Here is a 17643-nt window from a genome sequence, read left to right as displayed (position 1 = left end):
TTTTATACCCTGTGGATTTCAAGCTGTGGCCAATAACGCCACGGCTTGAAAGATACGGGTAGAATAAGGGACACAAAACGCCATGCTACTACCTTGGCTAATTCTTCTCCCCTTTATCGGCGGTCTGCTGTGTTGGCAGTGTGAGCGTTTCGGTACTAAGGCGCCGCGCTGGATCGCGTTGATTGCAATGGGGCTGACATTATTGCTGTCTCTGCAACTGTGGTTGCAGGGTGGTTACTCGTTGATCAAACCGTTAGGCATTCCACAGTGGCAGTCTGAATTCCTGCTGCCGTGGATCCCCCGTTTTGGCATCAATATTCACCTGGCGCTGGACGGCCTGTCACTGCTGATGGTGGTGTTGACCGGCCTGCTGGGCGTGCTGGCGATCCTCTGTTCCTGGCGTGAGATTCAGAAATATCAGGGCTTTTTCCACCTGAACCTGCTGTGGATCCTGGGCGGCGTGATCGGCGTGTTCCTCGCCATCGACATGTTCCTGTTCTTCTTCTTCTGGGAAATGATGTTGGTGCCGATGTACTTCCTGATTGCTCTGTGGGGGCATAAGGCGTCGGACGGTAAAACCCGTATCACTGCGGCAACCAAGTTCTTCATCTACACCCAGGCCAGCGGTCTGGTGATGCTGATTGCGATCATGGGCCTGGTGTTTGTGCACTATAACGCAACGGGCGTATGGACCTTCGGCTATCAGGATCTGCTGAATACCAAGATGTCGCACAATGTCGAATACCTGTTGATGCTGGGCTTCTTTATCGCATTTGCGGTGAAAATGCCTGTGGTGCCATTGCACGGTTGGTTGCCGGACGCACACAGCCAGGCGCCAACGGCAGGTTCTGTTGACCTGGCAGGGATCCTGCTGAAAACCGCTGCTTACGGCCTGCTGCGTTTCAGCCTGCCGCTGTTCCCGAATGCCTCCGCTGAATTTGCCCCAATCGCTATGTGGCTGGGCGTGATTGGTATCTTCTACGGTGCCTGGATGGCGTTTGCGCAGACCGATATCAAACGCTTGATTGCCTACACCTCCGTTTCGCACATGGGCTTTGTGCTGATTGCCATCTATACCGGCAGCCAGTTGGCTTATCAGGGGGCGGTTATCCAGATGATTGCGCACGGTCTGTCCGCGGCCGGTATGTTCATCATCTGTGGTCAGTTGTACGAGCGTCTGCATACCCGCGATTTGCGCCAGATGGGCGGCCTGTGGGGGCGGATCAAGTTCATTCCTGCACTGTCGTTGTTCTTCGCGGTGGCGACGCTGGGGATGCCGGGTACCGGTAACTTCGTCGGTGAATTCATGATCCTGCTCGGCAGCTTCCAAGTGGCACCGGTGATCACCGTGATTTCTACCTTCGGTCTGGTGTTTGCTTCGGTTTATGCGTTGATCATGATGCAGCGTGCTTATTACGGCACCGCGAAATCCGATCAGCCGTTGCCGGGCATGACCGCGCGTGAATTGTCTATCATCCTGCTGCTGGTGGTTCTGTTGGTGTTGTTGGGGGTTTACCCTCAACCGATCCTTGATACCTCAAGTGCGGCGATGGGCAACGTGCAACACTGGTTTGGTCCGTCAGTTTCAGCAATTTCAACAACAAGGCCGTAATTCGCCATGACAATAACTCCTCAACAACTGATCGCACTGTTACCGCTGTTGATCGTCGGATTGACGGTGGTGGTTGTGATGCTGTGCATTGCGTGGCGACGCGACCATTTTATCAACGCCACCTTGACAGTAGTCGGTCTTAACCTGGCGCTGCTTTCACTTTATTTTGTCGGCCAGGTTGGCCCTATGGACGTCACCCCGCTGATGCGGGTGGATGGTTATTCGATGTTCTATACCGGGTTGGTGCTGCTGGCGAGTCTGGCGACCTGTACCTTTGCCTATCCATGGCTGGTGGGTTACCCGGACAACCGTGAAGAGTTCTACCTGCTGGTGCTGATTGCTGCCATGGGTGGGATCCTGCTGGCGAGCGCCAATCACCTGGCTTCGCTGTTCCTCGGTATTGAACTGATCTCGCTGCCGCTGTTTGGGCTAGTGGGCTACGCGTATCGTCAGAAACGCTCTCTGGAAGCGGCGATCAAATATATGCTGCTGTCTGCGGCGGCATCCAGCTTCCTGCTGTTCGGTATGGCGCTGCTGTACGCAGAATCCGGCGATCTGTCACTGGCGGGTCTTGGTAAGAGCCTGTCGGAACATAGGGTGCACCAGCCGCTGATTCTGGCCGGTATGGGTATGATGATCGTGGGCCTGGGCTTCAAACTCTCTTTGGTGCCGTTCCAACTGTGGACTCCCGATGTGTACCAGGGGGCTCCTGCGCCGGTTTCAACCTTCCTGGCCACCGCCAGCAAGATTGCGATCTTTGCGGTAGTGATGCGTCTGTTCCTGTATGCACCGGCTGCCGACAGTGAAGCGCTACGTATGGTGCTGTCGATTATCGCCTTCTGCTCGATCCTGTTCGGCAACCTGATGGCGATCAGCCAGACCAACATCAAACGCTTGCTGGGTTACTCCTCTATCGCTCACCTGGGTTATCTGTTGGTGGCACTGATTGCGGTGCAAACCCACCAACTGTCGCTGGAAACCGCCGGTGTTTATCTGGCCGGTTACCTGTTCAGCAGTTTGGGCGCTTTCGGTGTGATCAGCCTGATGTCCAGCCCGTACCGCGGCCCGGATGTTGATTCACTGTTCTCCTACCGTGGCCTGTTCTGGCACAAGCCCATCCTATCGGCGGTAATGACGGTGATGATGCTGTCGCTGGCCGGGATCCCGATGACGCTGGGCTTTATCGGTAAGTTCTTCGTGATTGCGATGGGCGTGAGTGCGCACCTGTGGTGGCTGACCGGGGCTGTGGTAGTGGGCAGTGCGATTGGTTTGTACTACTACCTGCGTGTGACCGTCAGTCTGTTCCTCAATGCGCCGGAAACTCTGGCCCGTGATACGCCAGACAACTGGGCGTTGACTGCGGGTGGGGTAGTGGTGCTGATCTCTGCCGTACTGGTGCTGTTGCTGGGGATTTACCCGCAGCCGCTGATTACGCTGGTGCAGATGGCACAGCCGATGTTCTGATTAGAACTCAGGCAGTAAAAAGGTCGCTTCGGCGACCTTTTTTAATGGCGGCTACTCAGGGTAAGTCTGGAACGACGCTTCCAATGCCTGCACTACCGCACGCACGCGTGCTGCGCGCTGCAAATCGGGATGAAGCACTAACCAGATATCCACCCAGTCTTTATTCTCGGGGAAAATGCGTACCAGATCGGGATCGCTATCAGCCAGGAAGCAAGAGAGCAGGCCAATACCCAAGCCGTTACGCGTGGCGGAGCGCAGCAGCAATTGGGAATTACATTGCAATACCACATTAGGGTCGACCAAGGTTTCGCCACAGAAATTATTCCAATGGCGTGGTACCAATTCGCGCGGGAACATCAGCAGATCGTGGCCGCGCAGATGCCCCCCTTTGATCGGCACTCCCTGTTTGTCGAGATAATCCTGCGTGGCGTAAAGGCCCATTTCAATAGTGGCCAGGCGCTTGATGATCAGTTCATCGGACTCCGGGCGAGCACCGCGGATCGCCAAATCGGCCCCGCGATAAGAGATGTCAGAAATGTTGACCGCGGTCAGTAAGGTTACGGTGATGCGCGAGTATTTCTCGCGCAGGTTTTTCAAGGCCGGTATGACAAAGGCTTCTGCCATGGTATCGGTGGTGGCGATGCGCACACTACCACACAGGCTTTCATCGCCGCTGGTGGCTTTGCGGCCAATAGCCTGCACTGCGTTTTCCATGTTCATCACATCTGCCAGCATTTCCTCCCCCAGCGGACTGAGGGAGAACGACTTTGGCGTACGGATAAACAGTTTTGACCCCAAGGTTTCTTCAAGCGCGCTGACCCGCCGCCCGACGGTAGCCTGATCGACGCGTAGTTCATTGGCCGCTTTTCGTAAAGTGCCGCAGCGTGCTACAGCCAGGAAGAAGCGTGCATCATCCCAATTCATTGTGCCGTTTCCTTCTTGGAATCTTATCGGTTTTCAGCCCGTTTTCACTGTGAGTGCCTTGTTAAAAAAGACATTTGTAAAAAATAAGGCTGCTGTATCATCATTATCTATTATGTTTCAGAATATGAATAAATGCATCCTTGTGAAGCAGGTTTGCATCTTTATTTTTATCAAACAATCTTTATGCTGATCGGCGCTCATGTTGCGATATGGCACACGTTGTGTTTTGCAGTGGCCTTTCCGGCATTAGCAAATACGTATGAGAGCCGGTCTTGGTGGGCGTAATTGCTTGATGGGATCCGCGCTGAATCAGATTGGCTTACCAAGACTGGATATAAAAAATGGAGTCTCAAGTAGAGAGCATGTACGCCCCCGTAGCATTGGCCACTGCGGATGGTGTCAGGGTGATCACGTCACCAGGTGCTAAAGAGGCAGAGAAAAACAATGCAGATGTGATTATCGAAGGATTAGAATCCCGCGGAATTCAGCATATTTTTCTGGTGCCGGGCAAGCTTGTTTACCCGCTGATTAAATCCATTGATCATTCGACGATTACCGGCATCGTTGGGGCGCACGAAACCGCCTGTGGTTTTATGGCTGATGGTTATGCTCGTGCCAGCCGTACGTTCGGCGTTTGCTTAGGGATTTCTGGCCCTGGCACCATGAACTTTTTGCCAGCAATGGCGGCCGCACAGGCTGATAAGATCCCGGTACTCTATTTGGCGGGGGGGATTGCCACCTATCACGAAGCGCAGGGCGCATTTCAGGATGGCAGCAACAGCGGCATTGATGAACTGACCATCGTTAAGCCGCTGCTATCTACCGCCATTGAAGTTAAAAACAACCTCACGCTACAGCATGAACTGCGCCGCAGTTTGTCCTGCTTAAATATTCAGCGCAAAGGGCGTGCCTATCTGAGCGTACCGATTGATATGCAAAAGACGGTAGCAGCCAGAACAAACCAGCCAGAGCCAACTCGGATGCCGCTGTGCCGTGAAGTCGCGGTAGATCAGCCCGCGCTGGATATGCTGCTAGATGACTATCTGCTACGTGGGTTGAATGTGGCTTGTCTAGTGGGGAGCCGCATCAATAATCCGTTGGATGCCGAACTGCTGTTACGCGTGGCCGAAAAGTACCGCCTACCGGTTGCCACTACGCTGTCGGGCAAAGGGGCTTTCCCTGAGGATCATGAACTGGCGTTGGGCCTGTATGGCTTTGCCGGTCATGCTCGTGCGGTAGAAACCATTAATGGTGACAGCGTGGATGTCCTGCTGGTGCTGGGCTGCGATCTCAGTCAGCGCGATAGCCTGAACTGGGAGCCCAAACTGCATGGCACCAAAACGCTGGTGGTGATTGATGAGGATTTCGATAAGGTCAGTTCTCACTATCAGCCTGATGTACAGATTTTCTCCAATCTGCACGGTTCCTTGCTGGGCCTGCTGGAGATTATTGAGGATGACGATGCACGCCTGATCTGCGTAAACCGCTTGCGCGATCAGTGGATGAAGCAGGTGCGTACCTTGCCGCTGGAACAGGAACAGCCGGATCTGGTGGCGCGTATCGCCCTGGGCGAGGCCAATATGTACCCTGGAGAGGTGATTAAACATCTGCGCCGCCGCACGGCCGATGACACCAATGTGGTGGTGGACTCAGGTGCGCATCGCATCTTTATGGCACACCATTGGCAGGCGCGTGGCTGTGGTGACTATCATACCTCCAGCTCGCTGGCCCCAATGGGGTGGGCAATCTGTGCCGGTATTGGCATCAAGCTGGCCGCTCCGCAGCGCGATTGCCTGGTGGTCACCGGTGACGGCTGCATGCTGATGCACGGTATGGAGATCCAGACCGCAGCACGTTATCAGGTAAAAATGACCTTTGTGGTGATGAATAACAGCGCACACGGTGCGGTGCATATCGACACGCTGCAAAACCGGGGCGTTTCCGCGGCTTATACCGCATTGCCGAATCATGACTGGAAGGCCTTTGCCAACAGCTTGGGAGTGGCTTCGGCCAAAGCCGCGACGCTCGAGGAACTGGATCAGGCACTGACCACGGCGGCTGAGCATGATGGCCCATTCCTGATTGAGGTGATAGTTGGTAACCACGTTGTTCCCAACCGTTATTATGCCGAGAGCATTAAAGAATACGAACAGCGTATCCAAGGGCTATAAATGCGGCCGCCATACCTGAGCATATGGCGGCTTCAGCATCGCTATACCCTTCATACTTCAAGTTGCTTGGGTGTTGGCTGCCTTCGCTCACCCTAGTCACATAGTGGCCTATGCTCCTAGGGCTTCTCTCAGTGGCCGCCTACAAGCAACTCGAATTATTTTGGGTATATCAATGTCACCTCTGTATTTCACCCCATTCTATTTTTTAATCACAACCACGATGGAGCAATAACCATGTATATACCCGATTAACTTGAAGACGCTTGCTTTAGCACCTGAAAATTGTCATTCAGCCGGGACGATAATGAACCCGCCATCTCAGGGAGCGTTGTCGTAAAAAAGTTAAATATAGCCGTTCGGAAATCAGGCTTACTGGCAAAGTAACGGTTGTTCCTTGCACATTCGTGCATCAGCTTCCATAACCGTTCTATGGGATTCAAGTTGGGGCTGTAAGGTGGCAGGGAATGCAATTTTATATTGCAGACAAATGCCCAATCTTTGACCAGGTTTGTTTTGTTATACCCCGCGCCATCCAGAATAATATGAATTGGCTGCTTATAGTCGGGATAACATGTTCTTATCTCATTGAAAAATTGACAGATAGTGTATTCATTAATCGTTTCGTAATCATGAATGACTGGATGGGCAGCATCATTCAGATCCAGCGCGCCCAGAATGTTCATCCGAGTACGGCTTCCTGTTGTTTCAACAGTCTTTTTTTCCCCTTTTTTTATCCAGCCGAAGCTCAGTTTTGTCGCCTGAGTCGGATGCACTGCATCCAGAAAAAGGATCGGTTCACCTCTCGTGGCAACTTTTAATTCTTCATAATATTCAATGAACTGTTGCTGTTTCTCTTCACTGAATTTATGGGGTACGCCTGAGGGTTTCTTATAGCTGAAGCCATGCCGGTGCAGCCATTTGTTCATTCCTGGGACGCTGTATATGACACCCCATTTTTGTGCCACGTAGGCCACAATCTGGACAGTATGATGGAATAAATGTTGAGTTAAGTGGCTGATAAGCTGTTCGGTTTTTTCTGTGCTGAGCATGCCATCAGAGCCACCATTTTCGGGTTTCAACTTCCCTTTATTCAGATATTCGCTGATATGGTGGTCAACAGTGGTCTGATGCAGGCGCAGAGCCTGAGCAATCATGACCGAACTCCAACCTTCGGAGGCGAGAAGTACGGCTTTAATACGATCGCAAACGTGTTTGTCCCGGCTGGAATCATGCCGGCGTTCGAGTTCGATTTTTTGCTCAGCGGTGATAAATATCTTCATGGGATGAAAGCATGATCCTCTTCATCAACAAAATCAAGCATCTTCAATGATCACGGGTATAAATGGGTACTTCTGGCATTAATGGCCGCATTTCAAGGTAACGTGCTGGCGGCTGATGAACATGGCGAAGGGATCACCAAAGAAACCCTGCTGAAGACTGAAAACTCATGGGAAGGCACCGCCTACCGGCACTATCCGGCGGGGGCACCGCAAATCACTATGCTTAAAGTCACTGTGGAGCCGAACAAAGTGCTGGCCTGGCATACTCATCCCTGCATCAGTGCGGTGTATATGACCGGCGGTAGCGTTTCTTTGACGGTGAAAGCCACCGGCGTGAAAAAAACCTTTAAACAGGGTGATTCATTTACCGATACGGTAGATATTGTTCATCAGGGCGTTTCCGGTGATAAAGGCGCCGAAATGCTGGTATTCTTTGCCTGTGCAGATAATAAACCGTTGACGGTGAAAGCCGCCGAATAAGACATATTATTTCGCGGCCCTTTTGGGCCGCATTCCGGGGAAATCATGGTTGCGTTATGGATGGTCGTTGCCAGTGCGTTTTTCGCATTGATGGGGGCCTGTATCAAACTGGCTTCAGCGAAGGTCGGTTTTTTTGACATCATTTTCTATCGTTCATTTATCAACGTGGCAATAGTGGCAGTGCTGATTAAAATCAGGAATATTGGTTTCCGTACCCAGCATCTTGGGCTGCACATGAAACGCGCCGCCATCGGTAATGCCGCGATGTATTGCGGTTTCTACTCGCTGATTCATCTGCCTATCGCCACGGCGACCACCCTCGGTTACACCAACCCCATCTTCCAATCGGTGATCGTTTTCGTCACGACCAAAGGCCAACTGACCGGTAAACTGTTGTTCTCCGTCTTGCTGGGTTTTGTCGGTATCCTGATTCTTTTGCGCCCGGACGTGCCGCACGGTGAGTTTGCGGCGACCTTAATCGGTTTGTTTTCCGGGTTATTAACCGCGCTGGCCTATTTTAACGTCGGTAAACTGGTACGCACTGGTGAACCTGAGCTGCGCGTGGTGTTCTATTTCTCGCTAGTGGGGACGCTGGTGGGCGTAGTGATGGCATTGATCGTCGGGTTTGCGGCGCTGGATGCCGCCACGTTGCTGTGCGTCTGCGCCATCGGCATCTTCGGCAGCCTGGGGCAAATCACCATGACCCGCGCCTATGGCAGCGGCAATGCGGTGATTGTCAGCATACTGTCTTACAGCACCATTATTTTCTCCACGCTGCTCGGCTACCTGATCTTTGCCGAAGCGCTGTCCTCAATTGCCGCTGTGGGCATGGCACTGATTATTCTCTCTGGGGCGTTGGCCATGCTGCGGCGCGCGCCAGCAAAAGCAGCCGCCAAAACCGCAGCGGTGTAATTTTGCATTCAGATGCATGCATTAATGAATCACTGTGATGCGTTATTGGCTATTTTGGCGGTTAGATCCGAACGGTATGATGAGCGCGCTTTCTGATTGGGGCTATTTTCGGAAAGCGTGGTTTATCGTAGGTCGTTTCGGGAGAAAACAATGTCAGACGGTGTGGCTGTTGATGGAGCAACTAGAACAGATTCGGGTTCGTCGCATTTTGCCATTCTGCTGTTTCTAGCGCTGGCATTGACGTCTGCGCTGCTGAACAGCAGCGCACCGACGCCACTTTATCCCCTTTATCAGCATGAGCTGGCTTTAACCTCGGTAAGCCTGACGGTTATTTACGGTGCTTATGCCGCGGGTGTGCTGATCTCTCTGTTCGGCGTGGGTAACCTGGCCGGAAAAGTGAAAGATCTGCGCAGCATGATTGTCCCGGCATTGCTGGTGGTGCTGGTTGGAGCACTGCTGTTTGCGCTGGCGGATTCATTTTCCATGCTGTTTATCGCACGTTTGCTGGCCGGGGTCGGCACCGGGGCGTTGACCGGCGCGGCCAATATTGCGCTGGTGCGTTTTGGCCCGAAGGACGGGGGCAAAAACGCTGCGCTGATCGCCACGCTGTCGTTTACCACCGGGCTGGCGCTGGGGCCGATCTTCAGCGGTGTGGCGTTGCAGACCGGGTTCTATACCACGTCGCTGCCGTTTGTCATCATTATGGCCGTCGCGGCCACGGCGGCGTTGGGCGTGATGCTGAAGTGGCCGCAGAATGTGGCGATGGCACCAAGCAGCGGGCAGGCTGCGGAAGTGGTAGCAGAAAAAAGCAGTTTGGCGGATGGTTTGCGGGCCACCGGCAGCCAATTCTTCCTGTGTGCTGGGGCGTTATTCACCTGCTGGGCGGTGGCGGCGAGCATCCTGGCGATTGGCCCCAGCGTGGCGGAAAAGCTGCTGGGTATGCAAAACCGTGCGGTTTATGGCTATGTGATTGCGGTTTATCTGGTGATTGCCGGTTTCAGTCAGATTTTAAGCCGTCGCTTCAATGCACGCTATTCGTTGATGTTGGGTTGCCTGGCGCAGGCGTTGGCCGTGGTGGTGTTTGCCGGGGCAATTCAGATCCATTCACTGAGCCTGGCTGCGGCGGGCATGGTGATCGCGGGTTACGCCTACGGAGCAATTTTTGTCGGCAGTGCGACGCTGGTGAACCTGATTTCACCCAAGGCCAGCCATGCGCGTTTGATTTCGCTGTTTTATGTGATTGCTTATATCGCTAACTGGGTGCCTATTCTGTTGGGCGGAGTGATCGACCATGCCAGCCTGCATCTGGCGGTCAATCTGTTATTTATGGTCAGCGCTGTGGTTTGCCTGGCCTTGGGTCTACTGGTAATGCGAGCGAAATTCCCGCGCTAAAACCAATAAGGATAACCCGCGTTACTACCGATTTCCCTGGTGTTGTGTACTATTTCCAGCGTGCTTGCACGCTGTTTTTTTAAGAAATCCCCTTCATTAATACAGCCTTTTCCTTGATTGCCTCTTACCTACAGCTTGAAAATCACTCTTCACGCTTAATCAATAAGCAACTGGCTGATATGCCAAGACGCTAACGGTATTTTTCCGCCCGCCGGTTTTGATTTACCGTATAATTCCCCACATTAAGTTTGGTTAATGAGGTTGCAGTGGAACAACTTTCGGGATTGTTGCGGCAGTTACGCCAGCAGCTTGCGCAGGGTTTCCCCTCTGAAGCCGGATTTCGGCAGATAATATTACCGGTTCCCGATCGTCTGGCTGCCACATTGCTGGAGTGGCTGGCGGCACAAACGCTATTCCCGCAGTTTTACTGGCGTCATCGTGAAGCGCAGCGAGAAGCTGCGGTATGCGGTGCCGTCAGGCAGTTTTCACATCCTTTGCAGGCGCAGGCGTTTTTGCATGCCCATCCCGGTGCTCGCCTGTGGGGGCTGAACGCTTTTGACGGCAGCGCCTTGCTGCTGTTGCCGCGTGTGGAGATCCTGAGCCGCAGCGGCAAGGGTGAGCTGACGCTGAATTTGTTTTCTGAATCCTCATTGCATGAAGACGCCGTTGCCGCCAGTCACTGGCTTGAGGAACTGGCGGCGGCAAAACCGATCGCGGATTTGCAGGTAACGGTGCAGTCGGTGCTGCATCAGCCAGAGCGTTCAGCGTGGGACGCGATGCTGCATGAGGCGCTGACGGCGATCGAACATCAGCAGCTAGACAAGGTGGTGTTGGCACGCAGCACGCTGCTTGCGCTGGCAAGCCCGCTGTTTGCACCCGCGTTGATGGCCGCCAGCCGCAAGGTTAACCACCGTTGCTACCACTTTATGATGCGTTTCGATGCGCACTCGGCATTTCTTGGTTCCAGCCCGGAAAGGTTATATCTGCGTGAAGGGCAGCATTTACTGACCGAAGCGCTGGCGGGCACCGTTGCCAGCCATACGGACGAGCAGCAGGCGCGCGCGTTGGCACAATGGCTACTACAGGATGCCAAGAACCAGCAGGAAAACCTGCTGGTGGTGGATGATATCTGCCAGCGCCTGCAAGGGGGGGCCAGCGCGGTGGATGTTTTGCCCGCCGAAGTGGTGCGTTTGCGTAAGGTACAGCACCTGCGGCGGCGGATTGAAGGGCAACTAAAGCGTGGTGACGATGCCGACTGCCTGCAACGGCTCCAGCCTACCGCTGCGGTGGCCGGGTTGCCACGCCAGGCGGCGCGTGACTTTATCCGCCAGCATGAACCTTTCTCCCGCCATTGGTATGCCGGTTCGGCCGGTTATCTGTCTATTGAGCAATCCGAATTTTGCGTGGCGCTGCGTTCCACCCAGATCGACGGCGCGCAGGTTCAACTTTATGCCGGTGCGGGTATTGTTGCCGGTTCGGATCCAGCCGAAGAGTGGCAGGAAATCGAAAATAAAGTGGCCGGTTTGCGGACTCTTCTGCAACCTGGAGGCAGCTTCTGAGCCGGAATTGATGTATTCCGGGTCAGCCTGCTACGGAGAGTTACGGCGTTTTTGCGCCAGCGCAAAAGCCGCAAAGGTGATTACTTATATAATTCAAAGTTATGATCCCTAGAGTGATATCTCTTGTTAGTTATCCTCGGTGCATAGCCTCTGTTTTCTGACTTGTGAGCGAATTATGTCGACAAGTGTTTTTAATCGCCGGTGGGCGGCGCTGCTGTTGGAGGCGCTGGCTCGTCATGGGGTGCGGCATGTCTGTATCGCTCCGGGATCGCGCTCCACACCGTTGACGCTGGCGGCGGCTGCCAACAGCTCTTTTACCTGCCATACCCATTTTGATGAACGTGGGCTGGGCCACTTGGCGCTCGGCCTGGCAAAAGCGGCGCGCGAACCGGTGGCGGTGATCGTCACCTCTGGCACCGCTGCGGCCAATCTCTATCCTTCCCTGATTGAAGCCGGGCTGACCGGTGAGCGGCTGGTATTTCTCACCGCCGATCGGCCGCCAGAGCTGATTGATTGCGGTGCCAATCAGGCGATTCGCCAACCCGGCCTCTATGCGAGCCACCCAACGCTGAATATTGATTTGCCACGCCCTAGCGCGGATATTCCCGCCCGCTGGCTGGTTTCTACTTTAGATAGCGCCATGGCGCGCCTGTCGCACGGCGCATTGCATATCAACTGCCCGTTTGCTGAACCGCTGTATGGTGGCGATGAGCAGCAGCACGCAACATGGTCGGCCGCGTTGGGCGATTGGTGGCAAGGCACTCAGCCTTGGCTGCGAGAAATAGATGCGCATCAGGTATTGCCACAGCCAGACTGGCTGGTCTGGCGGCAAAAACGTGGGGTGGCGATCGCCGGGCGTATGAGCGCTGAAGAGGGAGTGCGGTTGGCCGAATGGGCTGCAATGTTGGGTTGGCCATTGATTGGCGATGTGCTTTCGCAAACTGGCCAACCGTTGCCCTGTGCCGATCTGTGGCTGGCACAACCGCAGGCGCGCCAACTGCTGGAAAATGCGCAACTGGTGGTGCAATTTGGCAGCAGCCTGACCGGCAAACGCCTGCTGCAATGGCAAGAGCGTTGCCAACCGAGGGAATATTGGCTGATTGATTCCCTGCCGGGGCGGCTCGACCCCGCGCACCATCGCGGCCGCCGACTTCGCGCCGCCGTGGGCGAGTGGCTCGAGCTACACCCGGCACAGGTAGGTACGCCGTGGGCTGGGGATTTAGCGGCCTTGGCGCAGGACTCCTTTGAGGCTGCGTCTGGCTATTTGGCTAATCGCTTCGGTGAGGCGCAACTGGCACACCGGTTGCCGGAGTTATTGCCGGAAAACGGCCAACTGTTTCTCGGCAATAGCCTGATTGTGCGCTTGATCGACGCATTGGCACAGTTGCCGGCAGGTTATCCGGTATTCAGCAATCGCGGAGCCAGCGGCATTGACGGGCTGATTTCTACCGCCGCAGGCGTGCAGCGCGCCACGGCTAAACCGACGCTGGCGGTAGTCGGCGATCTTTCCGCGTTATATGACCTGAATGCGCTGGCATTGCTGCGCCAATGTTCTGCCCCGATGGTGTTGATTGTGGTGAATAATAACGGTGGTCAGATCTTCTCGCTGTTGCCAACGCCGGAACTGGAGCGCCAGCGTTTTTACTGCATGCCGCAGAATGTGGATTTCAGCCATGCGGCGGCAATGTTCCAGTTGAATTACGCCTGCCCGGAAAACTGGCAGCAGTTGCAGCAGGCGGTGCAGCAAGGTTGGTGCCACAGTGGAACGACGTTAATTGAATTGCAGGTGCCACCGAGCGATGGCGCAGAGACGTTACAACATCTGGTACAACACAAGGTGGTGAACTGATGCTGGCTTCACGCGTTTTACAACAGGGCGAAAGCCATCGCCCATGGTTGGTTTGGCTGCATGGGCTGTTGGGCAACAACAATGAGTGGCGGGTTATCGCTTCTCGCTGCGAACAATGGCCATCGCTGGCGATCGATCTGCCCGGCCATGGTGATTCTGCCGCCCAGCCCTGCGAGGATTTTGCCGATATCAGCCAGCAAATCACCGCCACGTTGCAACATCACCAGATTGAACGTTACTGGCTGGTGGGTTATTCGCTCGGCGGCCGGATTGCCATGTACCACGCTTGCTACGGCGAGCATCAGGGGTTGCAGGGGATTGTGATCGAAGGCGGTAACCCAGGCTTGGAGAGCGAAGAACTACGCACCCAGCGCCGCGCCCATGATGCCAACTGGGCCAGCCGTTTCCGCACTGAACCGATCGAGCAGGTGTTGGTGGATTGGTATCAGCAGCCGATATTTGACGATCTGAGCGCGGTACACCGTGAAGCGCTGATCGCCGCCCGTTCTGCCAATATTGGCTCGGCGGTGGCCGACATGCTGGAAGCCACCTCCCTCGGGCGGCAGCCGTGGTTGGTGCCACAATTACAACGTTTGACGTTGCCGATGCGGGTGTTGTGCGGCGTTGATGACCACAAATTTCAAATGCTGGCGCGCGATGCCGGTTTGCCGCTGCGCACCGTGCCGCTGGCCGGACATAACGCGCATTTAGCGAACCCGGCGGATTTCGCCGCCGCGTTACATGAATTTCTTGATAATAAAGGAACTGAACATGCTGTATCCCAATGAAGAACAACTGTACGCCGCCATTGACTGGCAGGACTGTTCCGGCGATTTCGAGGACATCCTGTACCACAAATCCAGCGACGGCATTGCCAAAATCACCATCAACCGCCCGCAGGTGCGCAACGCTTTTCGCCCGCATACGGTGAAAGAGATGATCGATGCGCTGGCGAACGCGCGTTATGACGATGGGATCGGTACTATCATTCTGACCGGTGCTGGTGACAAAGCCTTCTGCTCCGGTGGCGATCAGAAAGTGCGGGGCGACTACGGCGGCTATCGTGATGACAGCGGCGTGCACCACCTGAACGTGCTGGATTTCCAGCGCCAGATCCGCACCTGCCCGAAGCCGGTGGTGGCGATGGTGGCTGGTTACTCTATTGGCGGCGGTCACGTATTGCATATGATGTGCGATCTGACCATTGCGGCCGATAACGCCATTTTTGGCCAGACTGGGCCGAAGGTTGGTTCCTTTGACGGCGGCTGGGGCGCTTCTTACATGGCGCGCATTGTTGGCCAGAAAAAAGCGCGTGAGATCTGGTTCCTATGTCGCCAGTACGACGCTGCGGCTGCGTTGGATATGGGCTTAGTTAATACCGTGGTGCCATTGGCGGATCTGGAAAAAGAAACCGTGCGCTGGTGCCGTGAAATGCTGCAAAACAGCCCGATGGCCTTGCGCTGCCTGAAAGCAGCGCTCAACGCCGACTGTGACGGCCAGGCAGGTTTGCAGGAGTTGGCGGGTAACGCCACCATGTTGTTCTATATGACCGACGAAGGTCAGGAAGGGCGCAACGCCTTCAATGAAAAGCGCCAGCCGGACTTCAGCAAATTCAAGCGTAATCCGTAATGACCGCGCTAACCCGTAACGCAGCCCTTTACCGTTACTGCCTGCCGATGGAGGCGGGCGTGGTGCTGCGCAACCAGCGGTTGAAAACCCGCGATGGCTTGCTGATCCACTTGCAGCAGGGGGATCAGCAGGGTTGGGGCGAAATCGCGCCGCTGCCGGAATTCAGTCAGGAAACGCTCGAGCAGGCACAGCAGGCCGCCTTAATCTGGCTACAGGCGTGGCTGGTGGGTGAGGCCAGCGCTGCCAGCGAACCGCCGTCGGTGGCTTTCGGCACCAGTTGTGCGTTGGCTGAATTGGCAGGGCAGTTGCCGTTGCAGGCCGATTATCGCAAGGCTCCGCTTTGTACCGGCGATCCCGACGAGTTGTTTGACGTGTTGAGCGCGCTGCCGGGTGAGAAAGTAGCCAAGGTGAAAGTGGGCCTGTACGAGGCGGTGCGCGATGGCATGGTGGTCAATGTGCTGCTGGAAGCCTTGCCGGATCTCAAGCTGCGGCTGGACGCCAACCGCAGTTGGACGCGCGCCAAGGCTGACAGTTTTGCCAAGTACGTTAATCCGGCATGGCGCGATCGCATCGCGTTTCTGGAAGAACCCTGCAAAAACCGTGATGAGTCGCGGGATTTTGCGCAGACGACCGGGATCGCTATCGCCTGGGACGAGAGCGTGCGTGAAGCGGACTTTGTGGTGCAGGCCGAACCGGGCGTGGCCGCGATTGTGATCAAACCGACGCTGGTCGGTAGCCTGAACCGCTGCCGTGAACTGGTGGAGCAGGCGCACCAGGCTGGGCTGGCGGCGGTGATCAGCTCCAGCATTGAATCCAGCCTGGGGCTAACGCAACTGGCACGTATTGCCCACTGGCTGACGCCGGATACCGTGCCGGGGCTGGATACCTTGAACCTGATGCAGGCACAATTGCTGCGCCCTTGGCCGGAAAGCGCGCTGCCGTTGCTTGGTACGGATGCGCTGGAGTGCTTATGGCGCAGCTAAACGACTGGCCGTGGCGCTATTGGGCCGCACAGCGCCCGCAGGCGACGGCGCTGATCGTGGGGCATCAGCCGATCGGTTGGCTGGAGCTGCAACGGCAGATTGATCTGCTGGCGGCGGATTTTCAGCAGCAAGGGGTTTTGCCGGGCTGTGGTGTGGTGCTGTGTGGCAAAAACAGCTATCCATTGTTGCTGGCTTATTTGGCATTGCTGCAATGCGGGGCACGCTTGCTGCCGCTGAATCCGGCGTTGCCTACTTTTATGCTGGCTGCGTTGTTGCCGGATCTGGATATTGCTTTTGCTTTCAGCCCCGATGGTTTACCCGAACTAGCGCCTGAAATTATCCGATTATCGTCATCAGCAGGAACGGCACACCCTCTGCAAGAGCTACCGTGGAATGCACAACGGTTGGCAACGCTGACGCTGACCTCCGGTTCCAGCGGCTTGCCAAAAGCGGCCGCACACAGCTATGCCGGGCACCTTGCCAGCGCCGAAGGTGTGCTGCATCTGATGGACTTTCAGCCGCAGGATCGCTGGTTGCTTTCTCTGCCGCTGTTCCACGTTTCTGGGCAGGGCATTATTTGGCGCTGGCTGGTGGCAGGTGCGCAGTTGGTGGTGCGTGATATGCAGCCGTTGGCCGACGCGCTGGCTGGTTGCACTCATGCTTCTCTGGTACCGACCCAGTTATGGCGCTTGCTGTCTGAACCGATGACCGAACATGCGTTGAAAGAGGTGCTGCTCGGTGGGGCGATGATCCCGGTTTCGCTCACCCAGCAGGCTGAGGCGATGGGTATCCGCTGCTGGTGCGGTTACGGTTTGACCGAACTGGCTTCCACGGTATGCGCCAAACGTGCCGACGAACGGCCGGGCGTGGGCTTGCCGCTGTATGGCCGCGAGATACGGCTGGTGGATCAGGAGGTGTGGATCCGCTCGCCAAGCCTGGCGCTGGGTTATTGGCAGCAGGGCGCACTGCTGCCGATCGCCGATGAGCAGGGCTGGTTCTACACGCGCGATCGTGGTGCGATGGAGCAGGGCGAACTGCGGATTATCGGTCGGTTGGATAATCTGTTCTTCAGCGGTGGTGAAGGGGTGCAACCCGAAGACGTTGAACGGGTACTGGCAGCGCATCCGCAGATCCTGCAAGTGTTTATCGTGCCGGTTGACGATCCCGAGTTCGGCCAGCGGCCAGTGGCGGTGATTGACTACGAAGGTGAGTTGACGCTGGATGCCTTGCTGGCATGGGCGGATGCCTTGCTGGCCAATTTCCAGCGGCCAATCGCGCTGTTTGCTCTACGTGACGAACTGAAAACCGGCGGTATCAAGATTTCGCGCCGCCGCTTACGGCAGTGGGTAGTTGAGCAGTTGAAGGGTTCTCGCTGAAAAACAAGGCCG

General features: G+C 55.5%; 14 protein-coding genes. 12 read left to right on the top strand and 2 right to left on the bottom strand.

The features are described from left to right. Nucleotides 1-82: 82 nt before the first annotated feature. Nucleotides 83-1612 (top strand): NADH-quinone oxidoreductase subunit M, encoded by a 1530-nt coding sequence (gene nuoM, locus ACX9GT_RS16495; protein WP_473187787.1) that lies wholly within the window; start codon nucleotides 83-85, stop codon nucleotides 1610-1612. A gap of 6 nt (nucleotides 1613-1618) precedes the next feature. Next, the gene (nuoN, locus tag ACX9GT_RS16490; protein WP_473187786.1) at nucleotides 1619-3076 is read left to right on the top strand and encodes an NADH-quinone oxidoreductase subunit NuoN; all 1458 of its coding nucleotides are present in this window, start codon (nucleotides 1619-1621) and stop codon (nucleotides 3074-3076) included. Nucleotides 3077-3127: 51 nt separating this feature from the next. On the opposite strand, the gene ACX9GT_RS16485 is transcribed toward nuoN, so the two are convergent. After that, on the bottom strand, nucleotides 3128-4000 hold the full coding sequence (locus tag ACX9GT_RS16485; protein ID WP_473187785.1) for a LysR family transcriptional regulator: 873 nt from the start codon (nucleotides 3998-4000) through the stop codon (nucleotides 3128-3130). A 341-nt stretch (nucleotides 4001-4341) separates the two neighbouring features. Here ACX9GT_RS16485 and ACX9GT_RS16480 point away from each other — a divergent pair, with 341 nt between their 5' ends. Next, nucleotides 4342-6171 carry a thiamine pyrophosphate-binding protein gene (locus tag ACX9GT_RS16480; protein ID WP_473187784.1) on the top strand — a complete coding sequence of 610 codons (1830 nt, stop codon included), beginning with the start codon at nucleotides 4342-4344 and terminating at the stop codon, nucleotides 6169-6171. Nucleotides 6172-6419: 248 nt separating this feature from the next. Here the strand turns inward: ACX9GT_RS16480 and ACX9GT_RS16475 are convergent, their stop codons facing one another. Then, the gene (locus ACX9GT_RS16475) at nucleotides 6420-7451 is read right to left on the bottom strand and encodes an IS630 family transposase (protein ID WP_473187389.1); all 1032 of its coding nucleotides are present in this window, start codon (nucleotides 7449-7451) and stop codon (nucleotides 6420-6422) included. An 81-nt stretch (nucleotides 7452-7532) separates the two neighbouring features. Between ACX9GT_RS16475 and ACX9GT_RS16470 the strand changes: the two genes are divergently transcribed. From ACX9GT_RS16470 to menE, 9 genes are all read left to right on the top strand, one after another. Next, entirely contained in the window at nucleotides 7533-7931 is a 399-nt protein-coding gene (locus ACX9GT_RS16470) for a cupin domain-containing protein (protein ID WP_473187783.1), read from the top strand. A 45-nt stretch (nucleotides 7932-7976) separates the two neighbouring features. Next, nucleotides 7977-8843 (top strand): DMT family transporter, encoded by an 867-nt coding sequence (locus tag ACX9GT_RS16465; RefSeq protein ID WP_473187782.1) that lies wholly within the window; start codon nucleotides 7977-7979, stop codon nucleotides 8841-8843. A 150-nt stretch (nucleotides 8844-8993) separates the two neighbouring features. Then, a complete protein-coding gene (locus ACX9GT_RS16460; RefSeq protein WP_473187781.1) occupies nucleotides 8994-10235 on the top strand; it encodes an MFS transporter in 1242 nt (413 codons plus the stop codon). Between the two features lie 266 nt (nucleotides 10236-10501). Continuing rightward, a complete protein-coding gene (gene menF / locus ACX9GT_RS16455) occupies nucleotides 10502-11794 on the top strand; it encodes an isochorismate synthase MenF (RefSeq protein ID WP_473187780.1) in 1293 nt (430 codons plus the stop codon). Between the two features lie 175 nt (nucleotides 11795-11969). Then, nucleotides 11970-13643, top strand: a complete 1674-nt coding sequence (menD, locus tag ACX9GT_RS16450) for a 2-succinyl-5-enolpyruvyl-6-hydroxy-3-cyclohexene-1-carboxylic-acid synthase (RefSeq protein WP_473187779.1) — start codon at nucleotides 11970-11972, stop codon at nucleotides 13641-13643. Continuing rightward, nucleotides 13643-14431: a 2-succinyl-6-hydroxy-2,4-cyclohexadiene-1-carboxylate synthase gene (gene menH, locus ACX9GT_RS16445; protein ID WP_473187778.1), complete on the top strand. Its 789-nt coding sequence runs from the start codon at nucleotides 13643-13645 to the stop codon at nucleotides 14429-14431. Before menD ends, menH begins: the two co-directional genes overlap by 1 nt. Further along, the gene (gene menB, locus ACX9GT_RS16440; protein ID WP_076941558.1) at nucleotides 14415-15272 is read left to right on the top strand and encodes a 1,4-dihydroxy-2-naphthoyl-CoA synthase; all 858 of its coding nucleotides are present in this window, start codon (nucleotides 14415-14417) and stop codon (nucleotides 15270-15272) included. Before menH ends, menB begins: the two co-directional genes overlap by 17 nt. Continuing rightward, the gene (menC, locus tag ACX9GT_RS16435; protein ID WP_473187777.1) at nucleotides 15272-16255 is read left to right on the top strand and encodes an o-succinylbenzoate synthase; all 984 of its coding nucleotides are present in this window, start codon (nucleotides 15272-15274) and stop codon (nucleotides 16253-16255) included. The genes menB and menC overlap by 1 nt, the downstream gene beginning before the upstream one ends. Next, nucleotides 16243-17631, top strand: coding sequence for an o-succinylbenzoate--CoA ligase (menE, locus tag ACX9GT_RS16430; RefSeq protein ID WP_473187776.1), 1389 nt, complete (start codon nucleotides 16243-16245; stop codon nucleotides 17629-17631). Before menC ends, menE begins: the two co-directional genes overlap by 13 nt. Nucleotides 17632-17643 lie beyond the last annotated feature (12 nt).

Source organism: Serratia sp. YWN4 (assembly GCF_055790845.1).
Note: the sequence above shows the minus strand (reverse complement) of the source record. Positions and strands in the feature narration are given on the sequence as shown.

Coding starts and splice junctions, on each gene's coding strand:
- ACX9GT_RS16465 (WP_473187782.1), top strand. CDS start 7,977: ATGGTTGCGTTATGGATGGTCGTTGCCAGTGCGTTTTTCGCATTGATG.
- nuoN (WP_473187786.1), top strand. CDS start 1,619: ATGACAATAACTCCTCAACAACTGATCGCACTGTTACCGCTGTTGATC.
- nuoM (WP_473187787.1), top strand. CDS start 83: ATGCTACTACCTTGGCTAATTCTTCTCCCCTTTATCGGCGGTCTGCTG.
- menH (WP_473187778.1), top strand. CDS start 13,643: ATGCTGGCTTCACGCGTTTTACAACAGGGCGAAAGCCATCGCCCATGG.
- menB (WP_076941558.1), top strand. CDS start 14,415: ATGCTGTATCCCAATGAAGAACAACTGTACGCCGCCATTGACTGGCAG.
- menD (WP_473187779.1), top strand. CDS start 11,970: ATGTCGACAAGTGTTTTTAATCGCCGGTGGGCGGCGCTGCTGTTGGAG.
- menC (WP_473187777.1), top strand. CDS start 15,272: ATGACCGCGCTAACCCGTAACGCAGCCCTTTACCGTTACTGCCTGCCG.
- ACX9GT_RS16460 (WP_473187781.1), top strand. CDS start 8,994: ATGTCAGACGGTGTGGCTGTTGATGGAGCAACTAGAACAGATTCGGGT.
- ACX9GT_RS16485 (WP_473187785.1), bottom strand. CDS start 4,000: ATGAATTGGGATGATGCACGCTTCTTCCTGGCTGTAGCACGCTGCGGC.
- menE (WP_473187776.1), top strand. CDS start 16,243: ATGGCGCAGCTAAACGACTGGCCGTGGCGCTATTGGGCCGCACAGCGC.
- ACX9GT_RS16480 (WP_473187784.1), top strand. CDS start 4,342: ATGGAGTCTCAAGTAGAGAGCATGTACGCCCCCGTAGCATTGGCCACT.
- ACX9GT_RS16470 (WP_473187783.1), top strand. CDS start 7,533: ATGGCCGCATTTCAAGGTAACGTGCTGGCGGCTGATGAACATGGCGAA.
- ACX9GT_RS16475 (WP_473187389.1), bottom strand. CDS start 7,451: ATGAAGATATTTATCACCGCTGAGCAAAAAATCGAACTCGAACGCCGG.